General features: G+C 69.4%; 17 protein-coding genes. 13 read left to right on the forward strand and 4 right to left on the reverse strand.

What is annotated here, in order from left to right; translation table 11 throughout:
- Positions 1-23 precede the first annotated feature (23 nt).
- The 6 genes from FFK22_RS22585 to FFK22_RS22610 are packed head-to-tail and all read left to right on the forward strand — an operon-like array spanning position 24 to position 5,247.
- Positions 24-683 carry a GntR family transcriptional regulator gene (locus FFK22_RS22585; protein ID WP_138886574.1) on the forward strand — a complete coding sequence of 220 codons (660 nt, stop codon included), beginning with the start codon at positions 24-26 and terminating at the stop codon, positions 681-683.
- Positions 684-737: 54 nt separating this feature from the next.
- Complete coding sequence (locus tag FFK22_RS22590; protein ID WP_138886573.1) at positions 738-2,000, forward strand: extracellular solute-binding protein; 1,263 nt, start codon at positions 738-740, stop codon at positions 1,998-2,000.
- The gene (locus FFK22_RS22595; protein ID WP_221938780.1) at positions 1,997-2,938 is read left to right on the forward strand and encodes a carbohydrate ABC transporter permease; all 942 of its coding nucleotides are present in this window, start codon (positions 1,997-1,999) and stop codon (positions 2,936-2,938) included. Before FFK22_RS22590 ends, FFK22_RS22595 begins: the two co-directional genes overlap by 4 nt.
- Positions 2,935-3,765: a carbohydrate ABC transporter permease gene (locus tag FFK22_RS22600; protein ID WP_138886572.1), complete on the forward strand. Its 831-nt coding sequence runs from the start codon at positions 2,935-2,937 to the stop codon at positions 3,763-3,765. Before FFK22_RS22595 ends, FFK22_RS22600 begins: the two co-directional genes overlap by 4 nt.
- Before the next feature lie 4 nt (positions 3,766-3,769).
- On the forward strand, positions 3,770-4,843 hold the full coding sequence (locus FFK22_RS22605) for a Gfo/Idh/MocA family protein (RefSeq protein ID WP_138886571.1): 1,074 nt from the start codon (positions 3,770-3,772) through the stop codon (positions 4,841-4,843).
- A gap of 23 nt (positions 4,844-4,866) precedes the next feature.
- A complete protein-coding gene (locus tag FFK22_RS22610) occupies positions 4,867-5,247 on the forward strand; it encodes a cupin domain-containing protein (protein WP_138886570.1) in 381 nt (126 codons plus the stop codon).
- Between the two features lies 1 nt (position 5,248).
- On the opposite strand, the gene FFK22_RS22615 is transcribed toward FFK22_RS22610, so the two are convergent.
- Positions 5,249-6,283, reverse strand: a complete 1,035-nt coding sequence (locus FFK22_RS22615; RefSeq protein ID WP_373683759.1) for a LacI family DNA-binding transcriptional regulator — start codon at positions 6,281-6,283, stop codon at positions 5,249-5,251.
- 175 nt (positions 6,284-6,458) lie between these two features.
- Between FFK22_RS22615 and FFK22_RS22620 the strand changes: the two genes are divergently transcribed.
- From FFK22_RS22620 to FFK22_RS22650, 7 genes are all read left to right on the forward strand, one after another.
- Positions 6,459-7,454, forward strand: coding sequence for a sugar phosphate isomerase/epimerase (locus tag FFK22_RS22620; protein ID WP_186002594.1), 996 nt, complete (start codon positions 6,459-6,461; stop codon positions 7,452-7,454).
- A 26-nt stretch (positions 7,455-7,480) separates the two neighbouring features.
- Complete coding sequence (locus FFK22_RS22625; RefSeq protein WP_138886567.1) at positions 7,481-8,599, forward strand: Gfo/Idh/MocA family protein; 1,119 nt, start codon at positions 7,481-7,483, stop codon at positions 8,597-8,599.
- 14 nt (positions 8,600-8,613) lie between these two features.
- The gene (locus FFK22_RS22630; RefSeq protein WP_138886566.1) at positions 8,614-9,423 is read left to right on the forward strand and encodes a sugar phosphate isomerase/epimerase; all 810 of its coding nucleotides are present in this window, start codon (positions 8,614-8,616) and stop codon (positions 9,421-9,423) included.
- Between the two features lie 36 nt (positions 9,424-9,459).
- Positions 9,460-11,166: an ABC transporter substrate-binding protein gene (locus FFK22_RS22635; RefSeq protein WP_138886565.1), complete on the forward strand. Its 1,707-nt coding sequence runs from the start codon at positions 9,460-9,462 to the stop codon at positions 11,164-11,166.
- 1 nt (position 11,167) lies between these two features.
- Entirely contained in the window at positions 11,168-12,145 is a 978-nt protein-coding gene (locus tag FFK22_RS22640) for an ABC transporter permease (protein WP_138886564.1), read from the forward strand.
- Entirely contained in the window at positions 12,142-13,056 is a 915-nt protein-coding gene (locus FFK22_RS22645) for an ABC transporter permease (RefSeq protein WP_138886563.1), read from the forward strand. Before FFK22_RS22640 ends, FFK22_RS22645 begins: the two co-directional genes overlap by 4 nt.
- Before the next feature lie 71 nt (positions 13,057-13,127).
- Positions 13,128-13,535, forward strand: a complete 408-nt coding sequence (locus tag FFK22_RS22650; RefSeq protein ID WP_138886562.1) for a GFA family protein — start codon at positions 13,128-13,130, stop codon at positions 13,533-13,535.
- A 4-nt stretch (positions 13,536-13,539) separates the two neighbouring features.
- Here FFK22_RS22650 and FFK22_RS22655 read toward each other — a convergent pair whose 3' ends face one another.
- From FFK22_RS22655 to FFK22_RS22665, 3 genes are all read right to left on the reverse strand, one after another.
- Positions 13,540-13,746, reverse strand: coding sequence for a hypothetical protein (locus FFK22_RS22655; protein WP_138886561.1), 207 nt, complete (start codon positions 13,744-13,746; stop codon positions 13,540-13,542).
- Between the two features lie 68 nt (positions 13,747-13,814).
- The gene (locus FFK22_RS22660; RefSeq protein ID WP_138886560.1) at positions 13,815-15,401 is read right to left on the reverse strand and encodes a DHA2 family efflux MFS transporter permease subunit; all 1,587 of its coding nucleotides are present in this window, start codon (positions 15,399-15,401) and stop codon (positions 13,815-13,817) included.
- Complete coding sequence (locus FFK22_RS22665; protein WP_138886559.1) at positions 15,398-16,498, reverse strand: HlyD family secretion protein; 1,101 nt, start codon at positions 16,496-16,498, stop codon at positions 15,398-15,400. The genes FFK22_RS22660 and FFK22_RS22665 overlap by 4 nt, the downstream gene beginning before the upstream one ends.
- Positions 16,499-16,520 lie beyond the last annotated feature (22 nt).

Raw genomic sequence — 16,520 nt, forward strand, 5'->3', positions numbered from 1 at the left:
ACAAGCCGGATAGGGTGCTGCCCATGAGCGCTGAAAAACACCTCACCCTCCGCGAGCGGATCCGCGACGAGCTGGTCCGGATGATCGTCAGCGGCGAGCTGCCGGCCGGGGCCGCGATCGACGAGAAGAAGCTGGTCGAGCGGCTGTCGACCAGCCGCACCCCGTTCCGCGAGGCGATCGGCACGCTGGAGCGGGAAGGGCTGATCGAGATCCGCCCCTATCGCGGCTTCTTCGTGCGCCAGCTGTCGCGCAAGGATGTCGAGGACCTGTACGACCTGCGCGAGACGCTGGAGGCGATGGCCGCGAAGCGGGCCGTCGAGCGCGCGTCGGACGCCGACATCGACCGGCTGTCCGCGATGCTCGACCGCGCCGTCCAGGCGCTGCGGTCGGACGACATGGCCGCCTATGCCGCCGAGGACCGGCGCTTCCACGAATTCATCGCCGAGCTGTCGGACAACCACGCGCTGGTCGACACGCTGTCGCGCCTGGCGCTGCAGATCCAGATGTGCCGGGTGATCGCCAATCGCAGCCGGGATTTCGCCGAGCGCGCGGCGGATGAGCGCGACCGCATCCTCGGCGCCTTCCGCCAGCGCGACGCCGGGCTCGCCGCCCGGCTGATGGCCGAGCACATCGCCGATGTCCGCCAGTCGGTGATGGCGCAGCTGATGGCGGAGGCCGGCTGATCACCGGGCCGGCCCGCCAAGAGGTACGGCCCATCCAACAGGGAGGATCTGGGAATGCTGAGACGTCTCGGCCTGGGGCTGGCTGTCGCCGCCGCCGGTATCGCCGCGGGCTTCGCGCCGGCGAAAGCCGAAGTCCTCAAGATCTGGGGGCCGGAGCAGATCACCGACCCGGTGATCGCCGATCTCTGGAACGGCCTGAAGGCCGATTTCGAGACGGCCAATCCCGGCGTCACCGTGGAGTTCATGGTGCCGACCGGCACCATCTCGAACGGCGCCGTCCAGGCGGCGATCCAGTCCGATGCCGGGCCCGACCTGGTGCTGACCAATTCCGGCGTTGGCCGGGTCGGCATCGTCGCCAAGGCCGGGCTGGTGGTGCCTCTGACCCGCTACTATGACGAGCGCGGCTGGAAGGCGCAGCTGTATCCCTGGCTGTACGACACGCTGAGGGGGCAGTTCGGCGGCGAGATCTACGAGATCCCGGACGGGCTCGACGTCATCGGCGTGTTCTACCACAAGGACATGTTCGCCGAGCACGGCTGGACCATGCCGCACAACTACGAGGGCTTCCTCAAGCTGCTCGGCGAGATCAAGCAGGCGGGCATCCAGCCGCTGACCGTCGGCCCGCGCAACAACGCCAATGGCGGCCATCTGTTCGGCAACCTGCTGCAGGTGACGGCCGGCCGGCAGGTGGTCGGCGAGGTGCTGTCGGGCAAGCGGCCCTGGACCGATCCGGCCATGGTCAAGGGCGCGCAGCGCCTGGTCGACCTGGTCGCCTCGGATTATGTCCAGCCGCAGATGGTGGGCCTCGACCTCGACGCCGCCGCCCGGCTCTGGTTCACCAGGCGCGCGGCGATGATGGTGGCCGGCCCCTGGTTCACCAACAACGCCCGCAAGGCCGGCTTCGACATGGCCAATGCCGGCTATGCGACGATGCCGTCGGACATCGCCGGCGAATCCCTCGCCACCGGCGGCGTGGGCTGGAGCTGGATGCTGCCGAAGACTTCGCGCCATCCCGACCTCGCCCTGAAATGGCTCGACTACATCCTGTCGGATGCGGTGATGACCCGGCGGGCCTCGCATGCCAGCAGCTGGATGGTCTATCCGCGGGCCTTGTCCGGCCTGACGCCGAGCCAGCCGGTGCTGGCCAGCGTCTTCGCCGCAGCCGACAGGGGCGTCGGCTACAACCCCAGCGTCTACATGCCCGGCAACGTCCTCGAGGCCTATATGCAGGTCATCCAGGGCCTGATCGGCGGCCAGATCGGGGCCGAGGCGGGCATGGCGCAGATCGACGGCCAGATGCAGCAGGCGGCGAAGTGACGGTGCTGCCCGATAGCGCGGCGCGGCGGGTGCGAGGCGGGCGGCGGTTTCTGACCAAGACCGCCCGGCCGGGCGGGGAGGGGCTGCGGGCCGCCATCCCCTTCCTGCTGCCCGCAGTCGGCCTCTACGCCCTGTTCACCCTGCTGCCGATCGCCGACACGCTGCGCCTCAGCGTCACCGCGGCGGACACCGGTGCCGGAGCGGCCGCGGGCGGAGGCTTGCAGAACTACGCCCGGTTGGCCGGCGACCCGATCTTCTGGCAGGCGCTGCGCCAGACATTGGTCTGGCTGGTGCTGCACCTGGTCTTCGCCGGGGGCTTGGGCTTCGCCCTGGCCCTCGCGATCTCCGGGCTCAAGGCCGGGCGGATCTTCTACCGCTGCGCCTTCTTCCTGCCGCATGTGGTGTCGCTGGCGGTGGTCGGTGTGATCTGGAGCAAGATCTACGACCCCTATTTCGGCCTGATCAACGGCGCCTTCTACACCCTCGGCCTCGACAGCCTGGCCCGGGGCTGGCTGTCGGAGCCGTTCCTGGTGCTGTTCTCGATCAACATCGCCAGCAGCTGGCAGGGCTTCGGCCTGTACATGCTGCTGTTCATCGCCGGGCTGCAGGGCATCGACCGCACCCTTTACGACGCGGCGGAGGTGGACGGTGCCACCGCGGTCCAGAAGCTGCGCCACGTCACCATCCCGGGGCTGCGCGAGGTCATGACCTTCGTCGCCTCGCTGGCCCTGATCAACGGGCTGAAGGGCTTCGCCACGATCTGGGTGATGACCCAGGGCGGGCCGTTCTACCGCAGCGAGCTGCTGACCACCTACATCTACAAGCTGGCCTTCCAGCTGCAGGACCATGGCCGCGCCGCGGCGCTGTGCGTCGTGCTCAGCCTGATGGCGATCGCCATCACCGTCGGCTTCAACCGCTGGCGGGAGCGGGTGCGATGAGCGCCCGCCGCCGCTCCGACCGCTGGCGGGCGCTCGGCCTGCTGCCGCCGCTCGCCTTCCTGCTGGGGCCGTTCCTGTGGCTGCTCGCCTCCAGCCTGAAGACCGAGGCCGAGATCGCGACCGCCGATCCCTTCTCCGCGCCGGACCGGCTGATGTGGGCGAACTATGTCGACGCCTGGCGGATCGGGTCGTTCGGCGAGCTGATCCTGAACAGCCTGGCCAATGTCGCGGCGGTCGTGGTGCTGATGATCCTGGTCTGCGCCCCCGCCGGCTACGCCTTCGCCAAGATGCGGTTCCGCGGCGGCGAGGCGCTGTTCTACCTCCTGATCCTCGGCCTGACCGTGCCGATCCAGGCGATCGTCATTCCGCTGTACCAGCTGCTCTCCGGCCTCGGGCTGCTCGACAGCCTCACGGGCATCACCCTGGCCCAGGTCGGCAACGGCATCCCCTTCGGCGTCTTCCTGATGCGCAACTTCTTCCGCAACGTGCCGCATGAGCTCTTGGAGGCGGCGCGGGTCGACGGCTGCGGCCACGGCCGCATCCTGCTGCGGATCTTCCTGCCGATCTCGGCCCCCGCCGTCCTGGCCCTGGTCGTGATCAGCGCGCTCGGCACCTGGAACGACTTCTTCCTGCCGCTGGTGGTGCTGATCTCGCCCGAGGTGCAGACCCTGCCACTCGGCCTGGTCCGCTTCGCCGGGACCTATTCGACCGATCACCGCCTGGTTTTCGCCGGCACGGTGATCTCCTTCCTGCCGATCGTACTCCTCTACATCGCCACCCAGCGCCGCTTCACCGAAGGGCTGACCCAGGGTGCCCTCAAGGGATGACCGCATGACCATCACCTACAACTTCGAATATGAGCGGCGCCTCAAGGCCTGCTTCATCGGCGCCGGCGGCCATTCCTACCGCAACATCTACCCGTCGCTGCGCTACGCCCCGGTCGATCTCGCCGCAATCTGCGACGTCGATGGCGGCCGGGCGGCGGACTACGCCCGGCTGTTCGGGGCCGGCCGCAGCTACACCGACCATCGCGAGATGCTGGCGACCGAGAAGCCGGAGGTGGTGTTCATCGTCACCAGCTACCATCCGGACGGGCGGGTGCAGGCGACCGACCTGGCGCAGGACGTGCTGGCCGCCGGCGCCCATGTCTGGATGGAGAAGCCGACCGCCGCCAGCCTGGCCGAGGTGCGCGACCTGGAGGCGGCGAGCGAACGGCATGGCCGCTTCGTCATGACCGGGCTGAAGAAGGTCTTCTTCCCGACCATCGAGAAGCTGAAATCGATCATCGACAGCCCGGAATTCGGCCGGGTCTCCTCGATCGCCGTGCGCTACCCGCAGGCGCTGCCGCCCCCGGAGCAACGGGGCGACCTGGTGGCGATGCGCAGCTTCCTCGACCACATCTACCATCCGGCCGCGATCCTCCTGCACCTGATGGGGCCGGTCGACCGGATGAGCTATGAGTGGGAGCCGGCGAACGGCGCCGCCGTTGTGTCGCTGCGGTTCAAGGGCGGCGCCATCGGCAGCCTGCATTTCGCCGCCGGCCAGTCCGGCACCAGCCCGCTGGAGCGGGTCGAGGTGATCGGCGACCGCGCCAATGCGGTGGTCGAGAACGGCGTCCGGCTGACCTACTACCGGCGGGCGGCGCTGCCCGCCTATGGCCGTGCCGCGTCCTTCATCCAGGGCGACCACGAGGCCCCGATCGTGTGGGAGCCGGAATGCTCGCTGGGCCAGCTCTACAACAACAATCTCTTCTATCTCGGCTATGTGCCGGAGATCCTGCATTTCTGCGACAGCGTCCTGGCCGGCACGCCGCCGACCAAGGGCACGCTGCAGGACGCCGGCCAGATCATGGCCCTGTTCGAAGTCTTCCAGCGCACGCCGGCGGGCGTGACCGTCAGCCTCTGATCCCGATCGCGGAGTACGACCCTATGACCACCCATCCCTGCGTGGCCGACGCCGCCCGCCGCGAGACCGCGATCCTCGACTGGGGTCGGCTCGACTGGCTGGTGACCGGCGCCGCCATGCCCGGCGCCGAGCTGACCTTCGGCCTGGTGACGATCAAGCCCGGCGAGCGCAACCCGCTGCACTCGCACCCGAATTGCGAGGAGGTTCTGTACGTCGTCTCCGGCCGCTGCGAGCACCGGCTGGGCGACGAGATCCTGGCGCTCGAGCCCGGCTGCGCCATACGCATCCCGCGCGGCGTGCCGCACTGGGCGCGCTGCGTCGGCGAACAGCCTCTGCAGGCGATCATCGCCTTCTCCTCCGGCGACCGGCGGGCCGACATGCACGAGGAGCAGGGAGTGGCCTGATTTACGGACGCCGGGTCAGGAAGCGCGAGGATTCCCGGACCACGATGTTGACCGGGACGGCGACGTCCTTCGGCTCGGCCCGGTCTTCCTCCATCAGGTGCACCAGCTCGGACACCGCGATCTCGGCGCGGTCGCGCACCCGGATGTCGATCGTGGTCAGCGACGGGATGCTGTAGGCGCCATCCAGCATGTTGTCGACGCTGACCAGGATCAGGTCGCCCGGCACCTTCACGCCGCGCTCATGCAGCAGGCGCAGCGCCCCAATGGCGGCGTTGTCGCTGGCCACGAACAGGCCGTCGACGCGGTCGTTGCGGGCCAGGACCGCGCCCATCGCGGCATAGCCGCCATCGAAGGTCCAGCTGTTCGCCGCCTCGGTCAGGATGCCGTCGCGCGGCTGGCCCAGCGCGGCGACGGCATCCAGGAACGCCTTCTGCCGCGCGGTGCTGACGGTGGCGTCCTGCGGGCCCGCGATCATGGCGATGCTGCGGGCGCCGGCGCTGACCAGATGGGTCGCGGCCAGCCGGCCGACCTGGCCCTCGTCGACCAGCACATAGAAGCCGCGCTTGCGCCGCAGGTCGATGCAGAACGACCCGCGGCCGTGATGCTGCGGGTCAGGGATGCCCAGCTGGTCCAGGATCGCGGTGTAGGTCTCGCCATGCGGGCTGTAGAAGATCGCCCCGTCGACCTGGCCCTCGACGATCAGCCGGGTGCAGTGCTGCCGCACCGCCGACCCGCCCTCCGAGGCGGTGACGATGGCGTTGTAGCCGAAGCCGGCCATGGCGCGGTGCGCCGCCGACAGCCATTCCGGGATGATCGGCCAGTCGAGATGGTTCAGCACCAGCGCGATGGTACCGGTCTGGCGGCCCCCGGCGCGGCCACGGTCGGCGACATTGACCTGCAGCGCCTCGGCCGCCGCCTCGACCCTCCGCCGCATCTCCTCGCTGACCGGCCCGCGGCCGGTGATCACCCGCGACACCGTCGCGGTGGAGACGCCGGCGGCCTGGGCGATGTCGAAAAGCGTGACGCGGTCGGTCATTCCTGAGTCCAGAGGGGCGAAAGCCTGCCGCACCAGATCATGGAAGCCCCGGTTCCTGCAAGCTTTCTGCAACGCTTGCAGCAGCGCGTCTCGCGAAAAGCTACAGCTACGCGAGAATCCGGTTGACGGCAAATCGGACTCGCGGCAGCGTTGTGAAAATCTTGCAGTTCGTTTCATGAAATTGCAGCGCCGGCTGCGGCAGGCGTCGGAAGGGGAGGGCATGATGAAGCTCGGCCTGTACAGCGTGTCCTATGCCGGCATCTGGTACCGCGGCGAGGCGCTGTCGCTGCCCGACCTGATCCGCAAGGCGCGGCAGCTCGGCTTCGCCGGCATCGAGCTCGATGGCAAGCGGCCGCATGGCAACCCGATGGATCTCGACGCCGCGGCGCGGCAGGAGATCCGGCGGGTCGCGGCGGGGGAGGGGATCGAGATCGCCGCCGTCGCCTCCAACAACGACTTCACCACCCCGGTGCCGGACCATCTCGAGCCGCAGATCCTGATGGTGCGCGAGCAGATCCGCCTGACCGCCGATCTGGGGTCGAAGATCCTGCGCGTGTTCCTGGCCTGGCCCGGCGTCACCACCCGTGCCGACGGCCTGGCCCATTACGACGTGGCCCGGCGGCGCTGGGAGGAGATCTGGCGCGACACCACGCGGCTGGAGATCTGGCAGCAGGCCCGCGCCGCCTTCCGCGAGCTGGCCCGCTTCGCCGAGGGCCAGGGCGTGGTGCTGGCGCTGCAGAATCACGGGCCGGTGATCCGCCACCACCAGGATGTGATCGACATGGTGCGCGAGGTCGGCTCGCCGGCCTTCATGGCCTGCCTCGACGCGCCGCTGATGACCCGGCAGGACGACGACTACATGCGCCAGGCCTGCCTCGCCGGCCGCGGCCTGCAGGTGCATTCGCACGCCTCGGGCGAGTTCAAGCGCGACGCCAAGGGCCGGGTGGTGCAGTACCCGTACCGCTTCGGCGAGGACGTGCCGAACTATCCGGCCTTCGTCCGGGCGATGAAGGAGATCGGCTATGATGGCTATGTGTGCTTCGAATACTGCCACCTGGCGCTGAACGAGCGGAACGAGATCCAGGGCCGCGACTTCGTCGACTCCCAGGCCGTTCTGTTCCTCGAATATTTCGGCGAGTTGCTGCGCCAGGCCGAGCGCGCCGCCGCCTGATCCTTGCTGTCGAACGGAGAGATGCCGTGACCGATCGCGTTCTGCGTGCCGGGATCCTGGGGGCGGGGACCATCGCCACCGCCTCGGGCGGCTTCCTGCCCGGGATGACGCTGATCCCCGAGCTGGTCGCCACGGTCGCGATCGCCGACCCGGTGCCCGGCCGCGCGGCCCACGTGGCGCGCGACCACGGCATCCCGCACGCCCATGAATCGCTGGACGAGATGCTGGAGCGGACGGATCTCGACCTGGTCGTGAACCTGACGCCGATCCCGCTGCATTACGCGACCTCGAAGCGGATCCTGGAGACCGGCAAGCACCTGGTGCTGGAGAAGCCGCTGGCGAGCACGCTGGAGGAGGCGGACGAGCTGGTCGAGATCGCGACAGCGCGGGGCCTGAAATGCGTCGTCGCCCCGCCCAACCTGCTGTACCAGAACCGGGTCGAGGCCAAGCGCCTGATCGCCGAGGGCGCGATCGGCAAGCCCTGCTTCGCCCGGGTCCGCGGCTCGCATGGCGGGCCGGCCTCCGGCGCCTGGCCGCTGGACCCGACCTGGTTCTACCAGAAGGGCTCCGGCCCGCTGCTCGACATGGGCGTCTACGGCATCCACGACATCACCGGGCTGCTCGGCCCAGCCAAGCGGGTGGTTGCCTTCTCCGGCATCACCGAGCCGCTGCGCAAGGTTCGCGCCGGCCCCTTCGCCGGCTTGGACATCGAGGTCACGGCCGACGACAACACGCTGATGATGCTCGATTTCGGCGGGTCGACCTTTGCCGTGGTCGACGGCAGCTACAACGTCAACGCCGCCCGCAGCCCGCATGTCGAGATCTTCGGCCGGGCCGGGACGCTGAACCTCTACAACTATCACTCCAACCCGGCGCTGCCGCCGCTGGAGCTGTTCCGCCTCGGCGCCGCCCCGGCGGAGGATGGCTGGACCATGCCCAAGCCGGATCCGGCCGAGGGCGACCTGGACGACCAGTGGCAGCGGCTGAAGCGCGCCATCCTGGTCAAGCACCTGGCGGAATGTGTGCGCGACGGCACCCAGCCAGTGCTCAGCGCCGAACACGCCCGCCATGCACTCGAGATCATGGTGCGCAGCATCGACTCCGCCCGCACCGGCGCGGCGGTGGAGCTGCGCACGACCTTCTGACGGAGAGGACACCGATGGACACCTTCGGCATCGCCGGCTGGCTCTACCACCAGCCGATCCTGCACCAGAAGACGATGACCCAGCTCGAGCTGCCGGCCGCCGGCAAGGCGCTCGGCGTCGGGGTGATCGAGCTCTGCTCCGCCTTCTTCCCGAGCCAGGGCGCCGCCTATCTCAACGAGCTGCGGCAGGCGATCAGGGCGGCGGGCGTCAGCGTCCGCAACATCGCCGTCGACATGGGCGACATCTCCGCGGCCGACCCCGATCGCCGGCGCACCGACCTGGAGGCGCTGAAGCAGTGGTTCCATGTCGCCCGCGCCGTGGGGTCGGAGGCGATCCGCGTCAACAGCGGCGGCAGCGAGCCGACCACGGCCGAGGAGCTTGGCCGCATCGTCGAGAGCTACCAGGAGCTCGCGGCCGAGGCCGAGCATACCGGCGTGCATCTGCTGATCGAGAACCACGGCGGCGCTTCCTTCGACCCCGGCCATGTCCAGGGGCTGCTCAAGACGGTCGGGTCGACCTGGTTCCGCACCTGCCCGGACACCGGAAATTTCGTCGGCGGCACCTGGCGCGACGGCATCCGGGTGATGGCGCCCACCGCCTTCACCTGCCACGTCAAGGTCACCGCCTATGACGGCGCCGGCCAGCAGCCGCGCACCGGCCATGACGGCCGCGACCGCAGCGCCGACCTCAAGGAGATCCTGCGCACGCTGAAGGCGGCCGACTATCGCGGCCCGCTGTGCATCGAGGCCGGCATCGGCACCGACGAGGCCGACAGCGCCCGCGGCGCCATCCGCTATGTGCGGGAGCTCCTGGAGGCGATCTGACCTCACAAAACCTCAACCAGAGCGAAAGGGACCGCGATGAAGACGATCTCTCGCCATCACAAACAGGGACTGACCCGGCGCGGCCTGCTGCAGGCGGCGGCCGCCACCGGGATCGCCGGCGCCATGGCCGGCACCGCGCCCTTCGTCCGGGCGCAGGACGGCTCCGGCGCGCCGCTGCTTCGGATCGGCGCCGGCCAGGCGGCATCCTGGGTGCGCAACTTCAACCCACTGGTGCCGGATTCGCTGTTCCCGACCCAGTACGCGATCCATGAGCCGATGCTTGTGTTCTGCACCGCCACCGGCAAGACCACGCCCTGGCTGGCCACCGGCTGGGGCTTCAGCGACGACGGCAAGCGGCTGAGCTTCACCCTGCGCGACGGGGTGAAATGGTCCGACGGCCAGCCCTTCACTGCCCGCGACGTCGCCTTCACCCTGAACCTTCTGAAGAAGAACCCGGGCCTGTCCGGCTCCGGCGGCATCCGCGGCGTGATGGACACGATGACCGGCGCCGCGGCCACGGACGACCACACATGCACGGTCGATTTCAGCCGCGCCTTCACCCCGGCGCTCTACGCCATCGGCCAGCAGTCGATCGTGCCGGAGCATGTCTGGAAGGACGTCGCCGACCCGGTGACCCATGCCAATGAGAACCCGGTCGGCACCGGCCCCTTCACCCAGGTCACGGTGTTCAAGCCGCAATATTGGGAGCTGCACCGCAACCCGAATTACTGGCAGGCAGGCAAGCCGGGGATCGAGGGGCTGGCCTTCCCGTCCTACGCCTCCAACGACGCCGGCACGCTCGGGCTGATCAATGGCGACTTCGAGTGGATGCAGCTGTTCATCCCCGATGTCGAGAACACCTTCGTCGCCCGCAACCCCGACCATTTCCGCTACTGGTACCCGCTGATCGGCGAGATGGTGATGCTCTACGCCAACACGGCGACCAAGCCGCTCGATGACATCGTCCTGCGCAAGGCGATCGGCATGGGCGTCAACCGGCAGCAGATCTGCACCGTCGCGGTCTATGACTACACCAGGCCGGCCGACGCCACCGGCATGAGCGACCTCTACGCCCAGTGGAAGGACCCGGCGGTGGTCGAGGCCGGCAAGGACCTGGTCTCGTATAACCCGGCCAAGGCCAACGAGATGCTCGACGCCGCCGGCTACGCCCGTGACGGCGATGTCCGCAAGGCGCCGGACGGCACGCCGCTGGAGTTCGAGTTGGTGATGCCCTCGGGCTGGTCCGACTGGGTCCAGGGCGGGCAGATCATCGCCCAGAACCTGAAGGAGATCGGCATCCGGGTGAAGCTGCGCGGGGTCGAGGTCACGGCCTGGTATGACGCCACTTATAAGGGCTCGTTCCAGCTCTCGCTCGGCAGCACCAGCATCAACCCGACGCCGTTCGACCATTTCCAGTCGATGATGTCCGGCAAGGTGACGCGGCCGGTGGGGGAGGTGGCCGCCGTCAACTGGCACCGCTACGGCAGCCCCAGGATCGATGAGCTGCTGGAAAAATTCGCGGCGACCGCCGACGAGGCCCAGCAGAAGGGCCTCGCCCGAGAGATGCAGCAGGCCTTCCTCGACGAATGGCCGGCCATCCCGCTGTATCCCGGCCCGCAATGGGGCGAATGCAGCACGGCCAAGTTCAAGGGCTTCCCGTCGGCCGATGCGCCCTATGCGCTGCTGGGCCCGAACATCTCCTCGGAATCGCTGCTGGTCCTGACCGCGCTGACCCCGGCCTGAGATGTCCTATATCGCGCGGCGCCTGGGCTTCTACCTGGTGGCGGCCTGGGCGTCGCTGACCCTGAACTTCTTCCTGCCGCGGCTGATGCCCGGCGACCCGTCGATCGCGATCTTCGCCCGCTTCCACGGCCAGCTGAACCCGGCCGCGCTGACGGCGATGAAGACCGCCTACGGCCTGTCGGACGACCCGCTGCCGGTGCAGTACGTGACCTATCTGGCGCATGCGCTGCGCGGCGATTTCGGCACCTCGATCAGCTATTTCCCGGCGCCGGTGCTCGACGTCATCGGCTCGGCCCTGTCCTGGACCCTGCTGCTCGGCCTCACCGCGCTGCTGCTCAGCTTCGCCATCGGCAGCCTGCTCGGCGTGCTGTCGGCCTGGCATCGCGGCCGGCTGGCCGATGCCGTGCTGCCGCCGGTGACCATGCTGCTGCACTCCTTCCCCTATTTCTGGCTGGCGACGCTGGCGCTCTATCTGCTCGGCTTCCGCTCCGGCTGGTTCCCGCTGCGGCACGGCTACGACAACACGCTGCAGCCGGGGCTGACGGCCGAGTTCCTGCTCAGCGTCGCCCACCACCTGGCGCTGCCGGCCCTGACCATCGTCGCCGTGTCGATCGGCGGCTGGCTGCTCGGCATGCGCAACTCGATGATCGGCGTGCTGGCCGAGGACTATGTCACCATGGCCGAGGCCAAGGGGCTGACCATGCGCCGGGTAATGCTGTCCTACGCCGCGCGCAACGCCCTCCTGCCCAACGTCACCGCCTTCGGCATGTCGCTCGGCTTCATCCTCAGCGGCTCGCTGCTGACCGAGGTGGTGTTCTCCTATCCCGGCATGGGTTTCCTGCTGCTGACCGCAGTGCGCAGCAGCGACTACCCGCTGATCCAGGGGCTGTTCCTGCTGATCACCGCGGCGGTGCTGACTGCCAACCTGGTGGTCGACCTGCTCTATATCCGGCTCGACCCGCGGGTGCGGCTGCAATGACCGATTCCGCGATCCCCTCGGCCGCGCCGCGCTCCGACCGTCGGCCGTTGGCCCTGTTCTCCGACCGCAAGGCGCTGGCAGGCGCGATCATCCTGCTGCTGGCCGCCGCGATCGCGCTGCTGGCGCCGGTGATTGCGCCGGGCGACCCGAACGATTTCGTCGGCCGACCGAACCAGTCGCCCTCCGCCGCCTTCTGGTTCGGCACCACCAGCTCCGGCCAGGACGTGCTGGCGCAGACGGTGTGGGGCTCGCGCATCTCGCTCAGCGCCGGCGTGCTGGTCGGCATCCTGACCACGGCGCTCGGCACCCTGGTCGGCATGACCGCCGGCTATCTCCGCGGCCGGACCGACGACCTGCTGTCGCTGGTGGTCAACGTGTTCCTGATCATGCCCAGCCTGCCGCTGCTGATCGTGCTGGCCGCCTTCCTGCCGCCGGGCCACGCCACCATCGTGCTGGTGCTGACGGTCACGGGCTGGGCCTGGCCGGCGCGGGTGCTGCGGGCCCAGACCCTGGCCCTGCGCGAGAAGGATTTCGTCATCGCGGCGGAGATGCTGGGCGAAAGCCGCCTGCGCATCGTCTTCGTCGAGATCCTGCCGAACATGCTGTCGATCGTCGCCGCCAGCTTCGTCGGCTCGGTGGTCTACGGCATCGGCGCCCAGGCGGGGCTGGAGTTCATCGGCCTCGGCGACACCAGCGCCGTCAGCTGGGGCACCAACCTGTACTGGGCGGCGAACAACTCCAGCCTGCTGACCGGGGCGTGGTGGACCTTCGTGCCCTCCGGCGCCTGCATCGCCATCGTCGCCTTCGCCTTCTCGCTCTTGAACTACGCGATCGACGAGCTGACCAATCCGCGCCTCAGGTCGCAGCGCAGCCTGCGCCGGGCGATGCGCCGGCGGAGGCGCCGAGCCTGACCGGGCCGGAACCGGCGGCCGAGCCTGCTCATTGTCACCGAGAGTGGGAACCGCGTGGGAAGGGATCGCGGATGGAGCCGATCACGGGCGGGTGCCTCTGCGGCCGGGTGCGGTACCAGGCATCGGCCCGGCCCCGGGTCCATTACTGCCATTGCACGATGTGCCGGCGCGCGACCGGCAGTGCCTTCGCGGTGCTGGCCTGGATTCCGCAAGACAGCCTGCGCTGGGGCGGGGAGGGGCTCCCGCGGGAACGCCGCTCCTCGCCGATCGCGCGGCGCAGCTTCTGCGACCGTTGCGGTACCCCGATCAGCCTGAGCTATGACGGGCACGACGAGGTGGCGCTGCATGCCGGCACCCTCGACCACGCCGACGCCTTCGCGCCGGGGTACCATTATGGCGTGGAAAGCCGCCTGGCTTGGGCGGATTGCGGCGCCGCGCTGCCGTCCCGACCGACGGAGGAACACTGGGGCGACGCCTGACCGGTCAGGTCAGGGCCAGGACCAGCAGGATCAGGACGATGACCAGCAGCCCGACCAGGATCGGCAGCGTCCAGCGCGAGCCCTCCTGCTCCGGCCCGCGCGCCAGGCTGACATCCTGTGCGCGTTCGATGACCCGCTCGCCCTCGGGCTCTTTGACGGGCGGCGGCTCGGCGGGATCTGGCGTGCGGCGGCCCGGCACTTCTGAAACCATCTCCGCCTCCTCGGCGGCCATTGCGCTGACAAAGCAATGGCCGCCGGTGCGCCCGGGTTCCGCAATCCTCAATGCGCCGCGGCAGCGGACCGGCCTCGGCGCAGCAGCAGCGCCACCGGGATCATCAGCAGGGCCACGACCGCGAGCGCCTGGAACACGTCGATATAGGACAGCAGCGAGGCCTGGTCCTGCACCAGTTGCCCGATCCAGTCGAAGGCCTGCTGCCGCGCCGTGGCCTCGGTCGCGCCCTGGGTCATGAAATGCGCCGTCGCCTGGTCCAGCCCCAGCTGATAGGGCAGCGACGAGGGCGAGGCATGGCCGGCGAGATAGTTCTGATGCACCTGTGCGTTCTGGGCCAGCAGCGCGGTCGACAGCGCCACGCCGATCGAGCCGCCGAGATTGCGCGCCACGTTGATCAGCGCCGCCGCCTGGCCGGTCTTGTCCGGCGGCAGGTCGGCGTAGGAGGCGGTGGTGATCGGCAGGAACAGGAAGGGCAGGCCGATCATCTGGAACACCCGCGACCACGCGAAGTAGCCGAAATCCGCGCCGGGCGAGAGGGTGGTGAAGTGCCACATCGCCGCCGCCACCACCGCCATCCCGCCCATGATCAGGTATCGCGGCGACACCAGGTTGGTCAGGCGGGAGGAGATCGGCATCAGCACGAACATCACCAGCCCGCCGGGCATCAGCGCCAGCCCGGCCCAGGTGGCGGTGTAGCCGTACTGCTCCTGCAGCAGTTGCGGCAGGATCTGGGTCGAGCTGTACAGGATGGCGCCGACCGCCAGCATCACCAGGCAGGTGGTGCCGAACTGCCGGCGCAGCACCAGCCGGATGTCGACGATCGGGTCCTTGCGCGACAGCTCCCACGGCACCAGCAGGACCAGCGACACGAAGGAGATGCCGGCGAAGATCGTGATGAAGGTGGAATCGAACCAGTCCTCGCGCTGGCCCTTGTCGAGCATGACCTCGAGGCAGCCGAGCCACAGCGCGACCAGCAGCAGCCCGACCCAGTCGACCTTCAGCCCGCCGGCCAGCGCCTGGCGGCGCTCGCGCTGCAGCACCTCGGGCTCGACCAGCAGCCACTGCACCAGGACCAGCGAGGCGATGCCCATCGGCACGTTGATCAGGAAGATCCAGTGCCAGGAGAAGTTGTCGGTGATCCAGCCGCCGATGGTCGGGCCGAAGGTCGGGGCGACGATCACGGCGATGGCGTAGACGCCGAAGGCCTGGGCCCGCTTCTCCGGCGGGAAGGTGTCGGCCAGGATCGACTGCTCGCTCGGCGCCAGCCCGCCGCCGCCGATCCCCTGCAGCACCCGGCAGAAAATCAGCATCTCCAGGCTGCTCGCCAGGCCGCACAGCAGCGAGCTGACGGTGAACAGGGCGACGCAGATCATGTAGAAGCGCTTGCGCCCGACCACGCCGGACAGCCAGCCGCTGATCGGCAGCACCACGGCATTGGCGACGAGGTAGCTGGTGATCACCCAGGTGCTCTCGTCCTGCCCCGCGGCCAGCCCGCCGGCGATGTGGCGTAGCGCGACATTGGCGATCGAAGTGTCCAGCACCTCCATGAAGGTGGCGATCGAGACCACGCCGGCGATCACCCACGGGTTGCGGCCGCCGGCGGCGGACCGGCTGCCGGCAGCCTCGGCGCTCATCGCACCGTCACGGTCGGCACGACGGACATGCCGGGGCCCAGCGGCAAGTCCGGCGGTTGGTCGAACACGATCTTCACTGGCACCCGCTGCACCACCTTGACGTAGTTGCCGGTCGCGTTCTCGGCCGGCAGCAGGGCGAAGGCGGTGCCGCTGCCGAATTGCTGGCTGTCGACATGGCCGGGGAAGTCCCGGCCGGGATAGGCGTCGATCGAGATCGAGACCGGCTGGCCCGCCCGCATCAGGTCCAGCTGCGTCTCCTTGAAATTGGCGGTGACCCAGATCTCGCGCGGCACCAGCATCATCAGGCTCTGGCCGGGCGAGGCATAGGCGCCGTTGGCGGCCGACAGCTTGGCCACGCGGCCGGCGACCGGCGCCGTCAGCACGGTGCGGTCCTGGTTCGCCTGGGCCTGCAGCAGCGAGGCCTGCGCCTGCTCCAGCGCGGCCGCGGCGCCCTGCGCCTGGGCCCGCAGCACGCCCAGCTGCTTGTCGGCGGAGGTCTGTCCGGACCGGGCGCCGTCGAGATCGGCCTGGCGCTGGCGCAGGTCGGTCCCGGCCTGGTCGGCCCGCTGCTGCGTGCCGGCGCCGGTCTTCACCAGGTCCTGCGCCCGCTGGTTCTCATCCTGGGCGAATTGCAGCGCGGCCTGGGCGGCGGTGACCTGCACCCGCGCCTGGTCGAGCCTGGCCTGCTGCGCTTCGATCTGAGCCGCGAAATTGGCGATATCGGCCTGGGACTGGTCGGCCTTGGCATGGGCCTGGGCCAGGGCGGCGGCATAGTCGCGGTCGTCGATCCGGGCCAGCACGGCGCCGGCCTCGACCAGCTGGTTGTCGGTCACCGGCACGTCGACGAGCGCGCCGCTGACCTGCGGGCTGACCGACACGCTGCGGGCATCGATGAAGGCGTCGTCGGTGCTTTCGTAATTCCGGGCGTGCAGCCACCAGCCGACGGCGCCGGCCAGCAGCACCACGGCCGCGACCGCGCCGATCAGCACCGCCCGTCCGTGTCGGGCGAGAAAGCCTCGGCGGTCCTCCTCCGGTGCGGCCGGCTTCCGGTCTTCGCCCGCTTCGGTATCGGTGCGGGCGGCATCGTCTGGCGTCATGGCAAGCCCTCGCGATCGGCTG

Source organism: Mycobacterium sp. KBS0706 (assembly GCF_005938675.2).
Classification (GTDB): Bacteria; Pseudomonadota; Alphaproteobacteria; order DSM-16000; family Inquilinaceae; genus Inquilinus.

Bases quoted from the DNA above. Each gene is read 5' to 3' on its own strand.
- FFK22_RS22585 (WP_138886574.1), top strand. From the start codon at position 24: ATGAGCGCTGAAAAACACCTCACCCTCCGCGAGCGGATCCGCGACGAG.
- FFK22_RS22590 (WP_138886573.1), top strand. From the start codon at position 738: ATGCTGAGACGTCTCGGCCTGGGGCTGGCTGTCGCCGCCGCCGGTATC.
- FFK22_RS22600 (WP_138886572.1), top strand. From the start codon at position 2,935: ATGAGCGCCCGCCGCCGCTCCGACCGCTGGCGGGCGCTCGGCCTGCTG.
- FFK22_RS22605 (WP_138886571.1), top strand. From the start codon at position 3,770: ATGACCATCACCTACAACTTCGAATATGAGCGGCGCCTCAAGGCCTGC.
- FFK22_RS22610 (WP_138886570.1), top strand. From the start codon at position 4,867: ATGACCACCCATCCCTGCGTGGCCGACGCCGCCCGCCGCGAGACCGCG.
- FFK22_RS22615 (WP_373683759.1), bottom strand. From the start codon at position 6,283: ATGACCGACCGCGTCACGCTTTTCGACATCGCCCAGGCCGCCGGCGTC.
- FFK22_RS22620 (WP_186002594.1), top strand. From the start codon at position 6,459: ATGAAATTGCAGCGCCGGCTGCGGCAGGCGTCGGAAGGGGAGGGCATG.
- FFK22_RS22630 (WP_138886566.1), top strand. From the start codon at position 8,614: ATGGACACCTTCGGCATCGCCGGCTGGCTCTACCACCAGCCGATCCTG.
- FFK22_RS22635 (WP_138886565.1), top strand. From the start codon at position 9,460: ATGAAGACGATCTCTCGCCATCACAAACAGGGACTGACCCGGCGCGGC.
- FFK22_RS22640 (WP_138886564.1), top strand. From the start codon at position 11,168: ATGTCCTATATCGCGCGGCGCCTGGGCTTCTACCTGGTGGCGGCCTGG.
- FFK22_RS22645 (WP_138886563.1), top strand. From the start codon at position 12,142: ATGACCGATTCCGCGATCCCCTCGGCCGCGCCGCGCTCCGACCGTCGG.
- FFK22_RS22650 (WP_138886562.1), top strand. From the start codon at position 13,128: ATGGAGCCGATCACGGGCGGGTGCCTCTGCGGCCGGGTGCGGTACCAG.
- FFK22_RS22655 (WP_138886561.1), bottom strand. From the start codon at position 13,746: ATGGTTTCAGAAGTGCCGGGCCGCCGCACGCCAGATCCCGCCGAGCCG.
- FFK22_RS22660 (WP_138886560.1), bottom strand. From the start codon at position 15,401: ATGAGCGCCGAGGCTGCCGGCAGCCGGTCCGCCGCCGGCGGCCGCAAC.
- FFK22_RS22665 (WP_138886559.1), bottom strand. From the start codon at position 16,498: ATGACGCCAGACGATGCCGCCCGCACCGATACCGAAGCGGGCGAAGAC.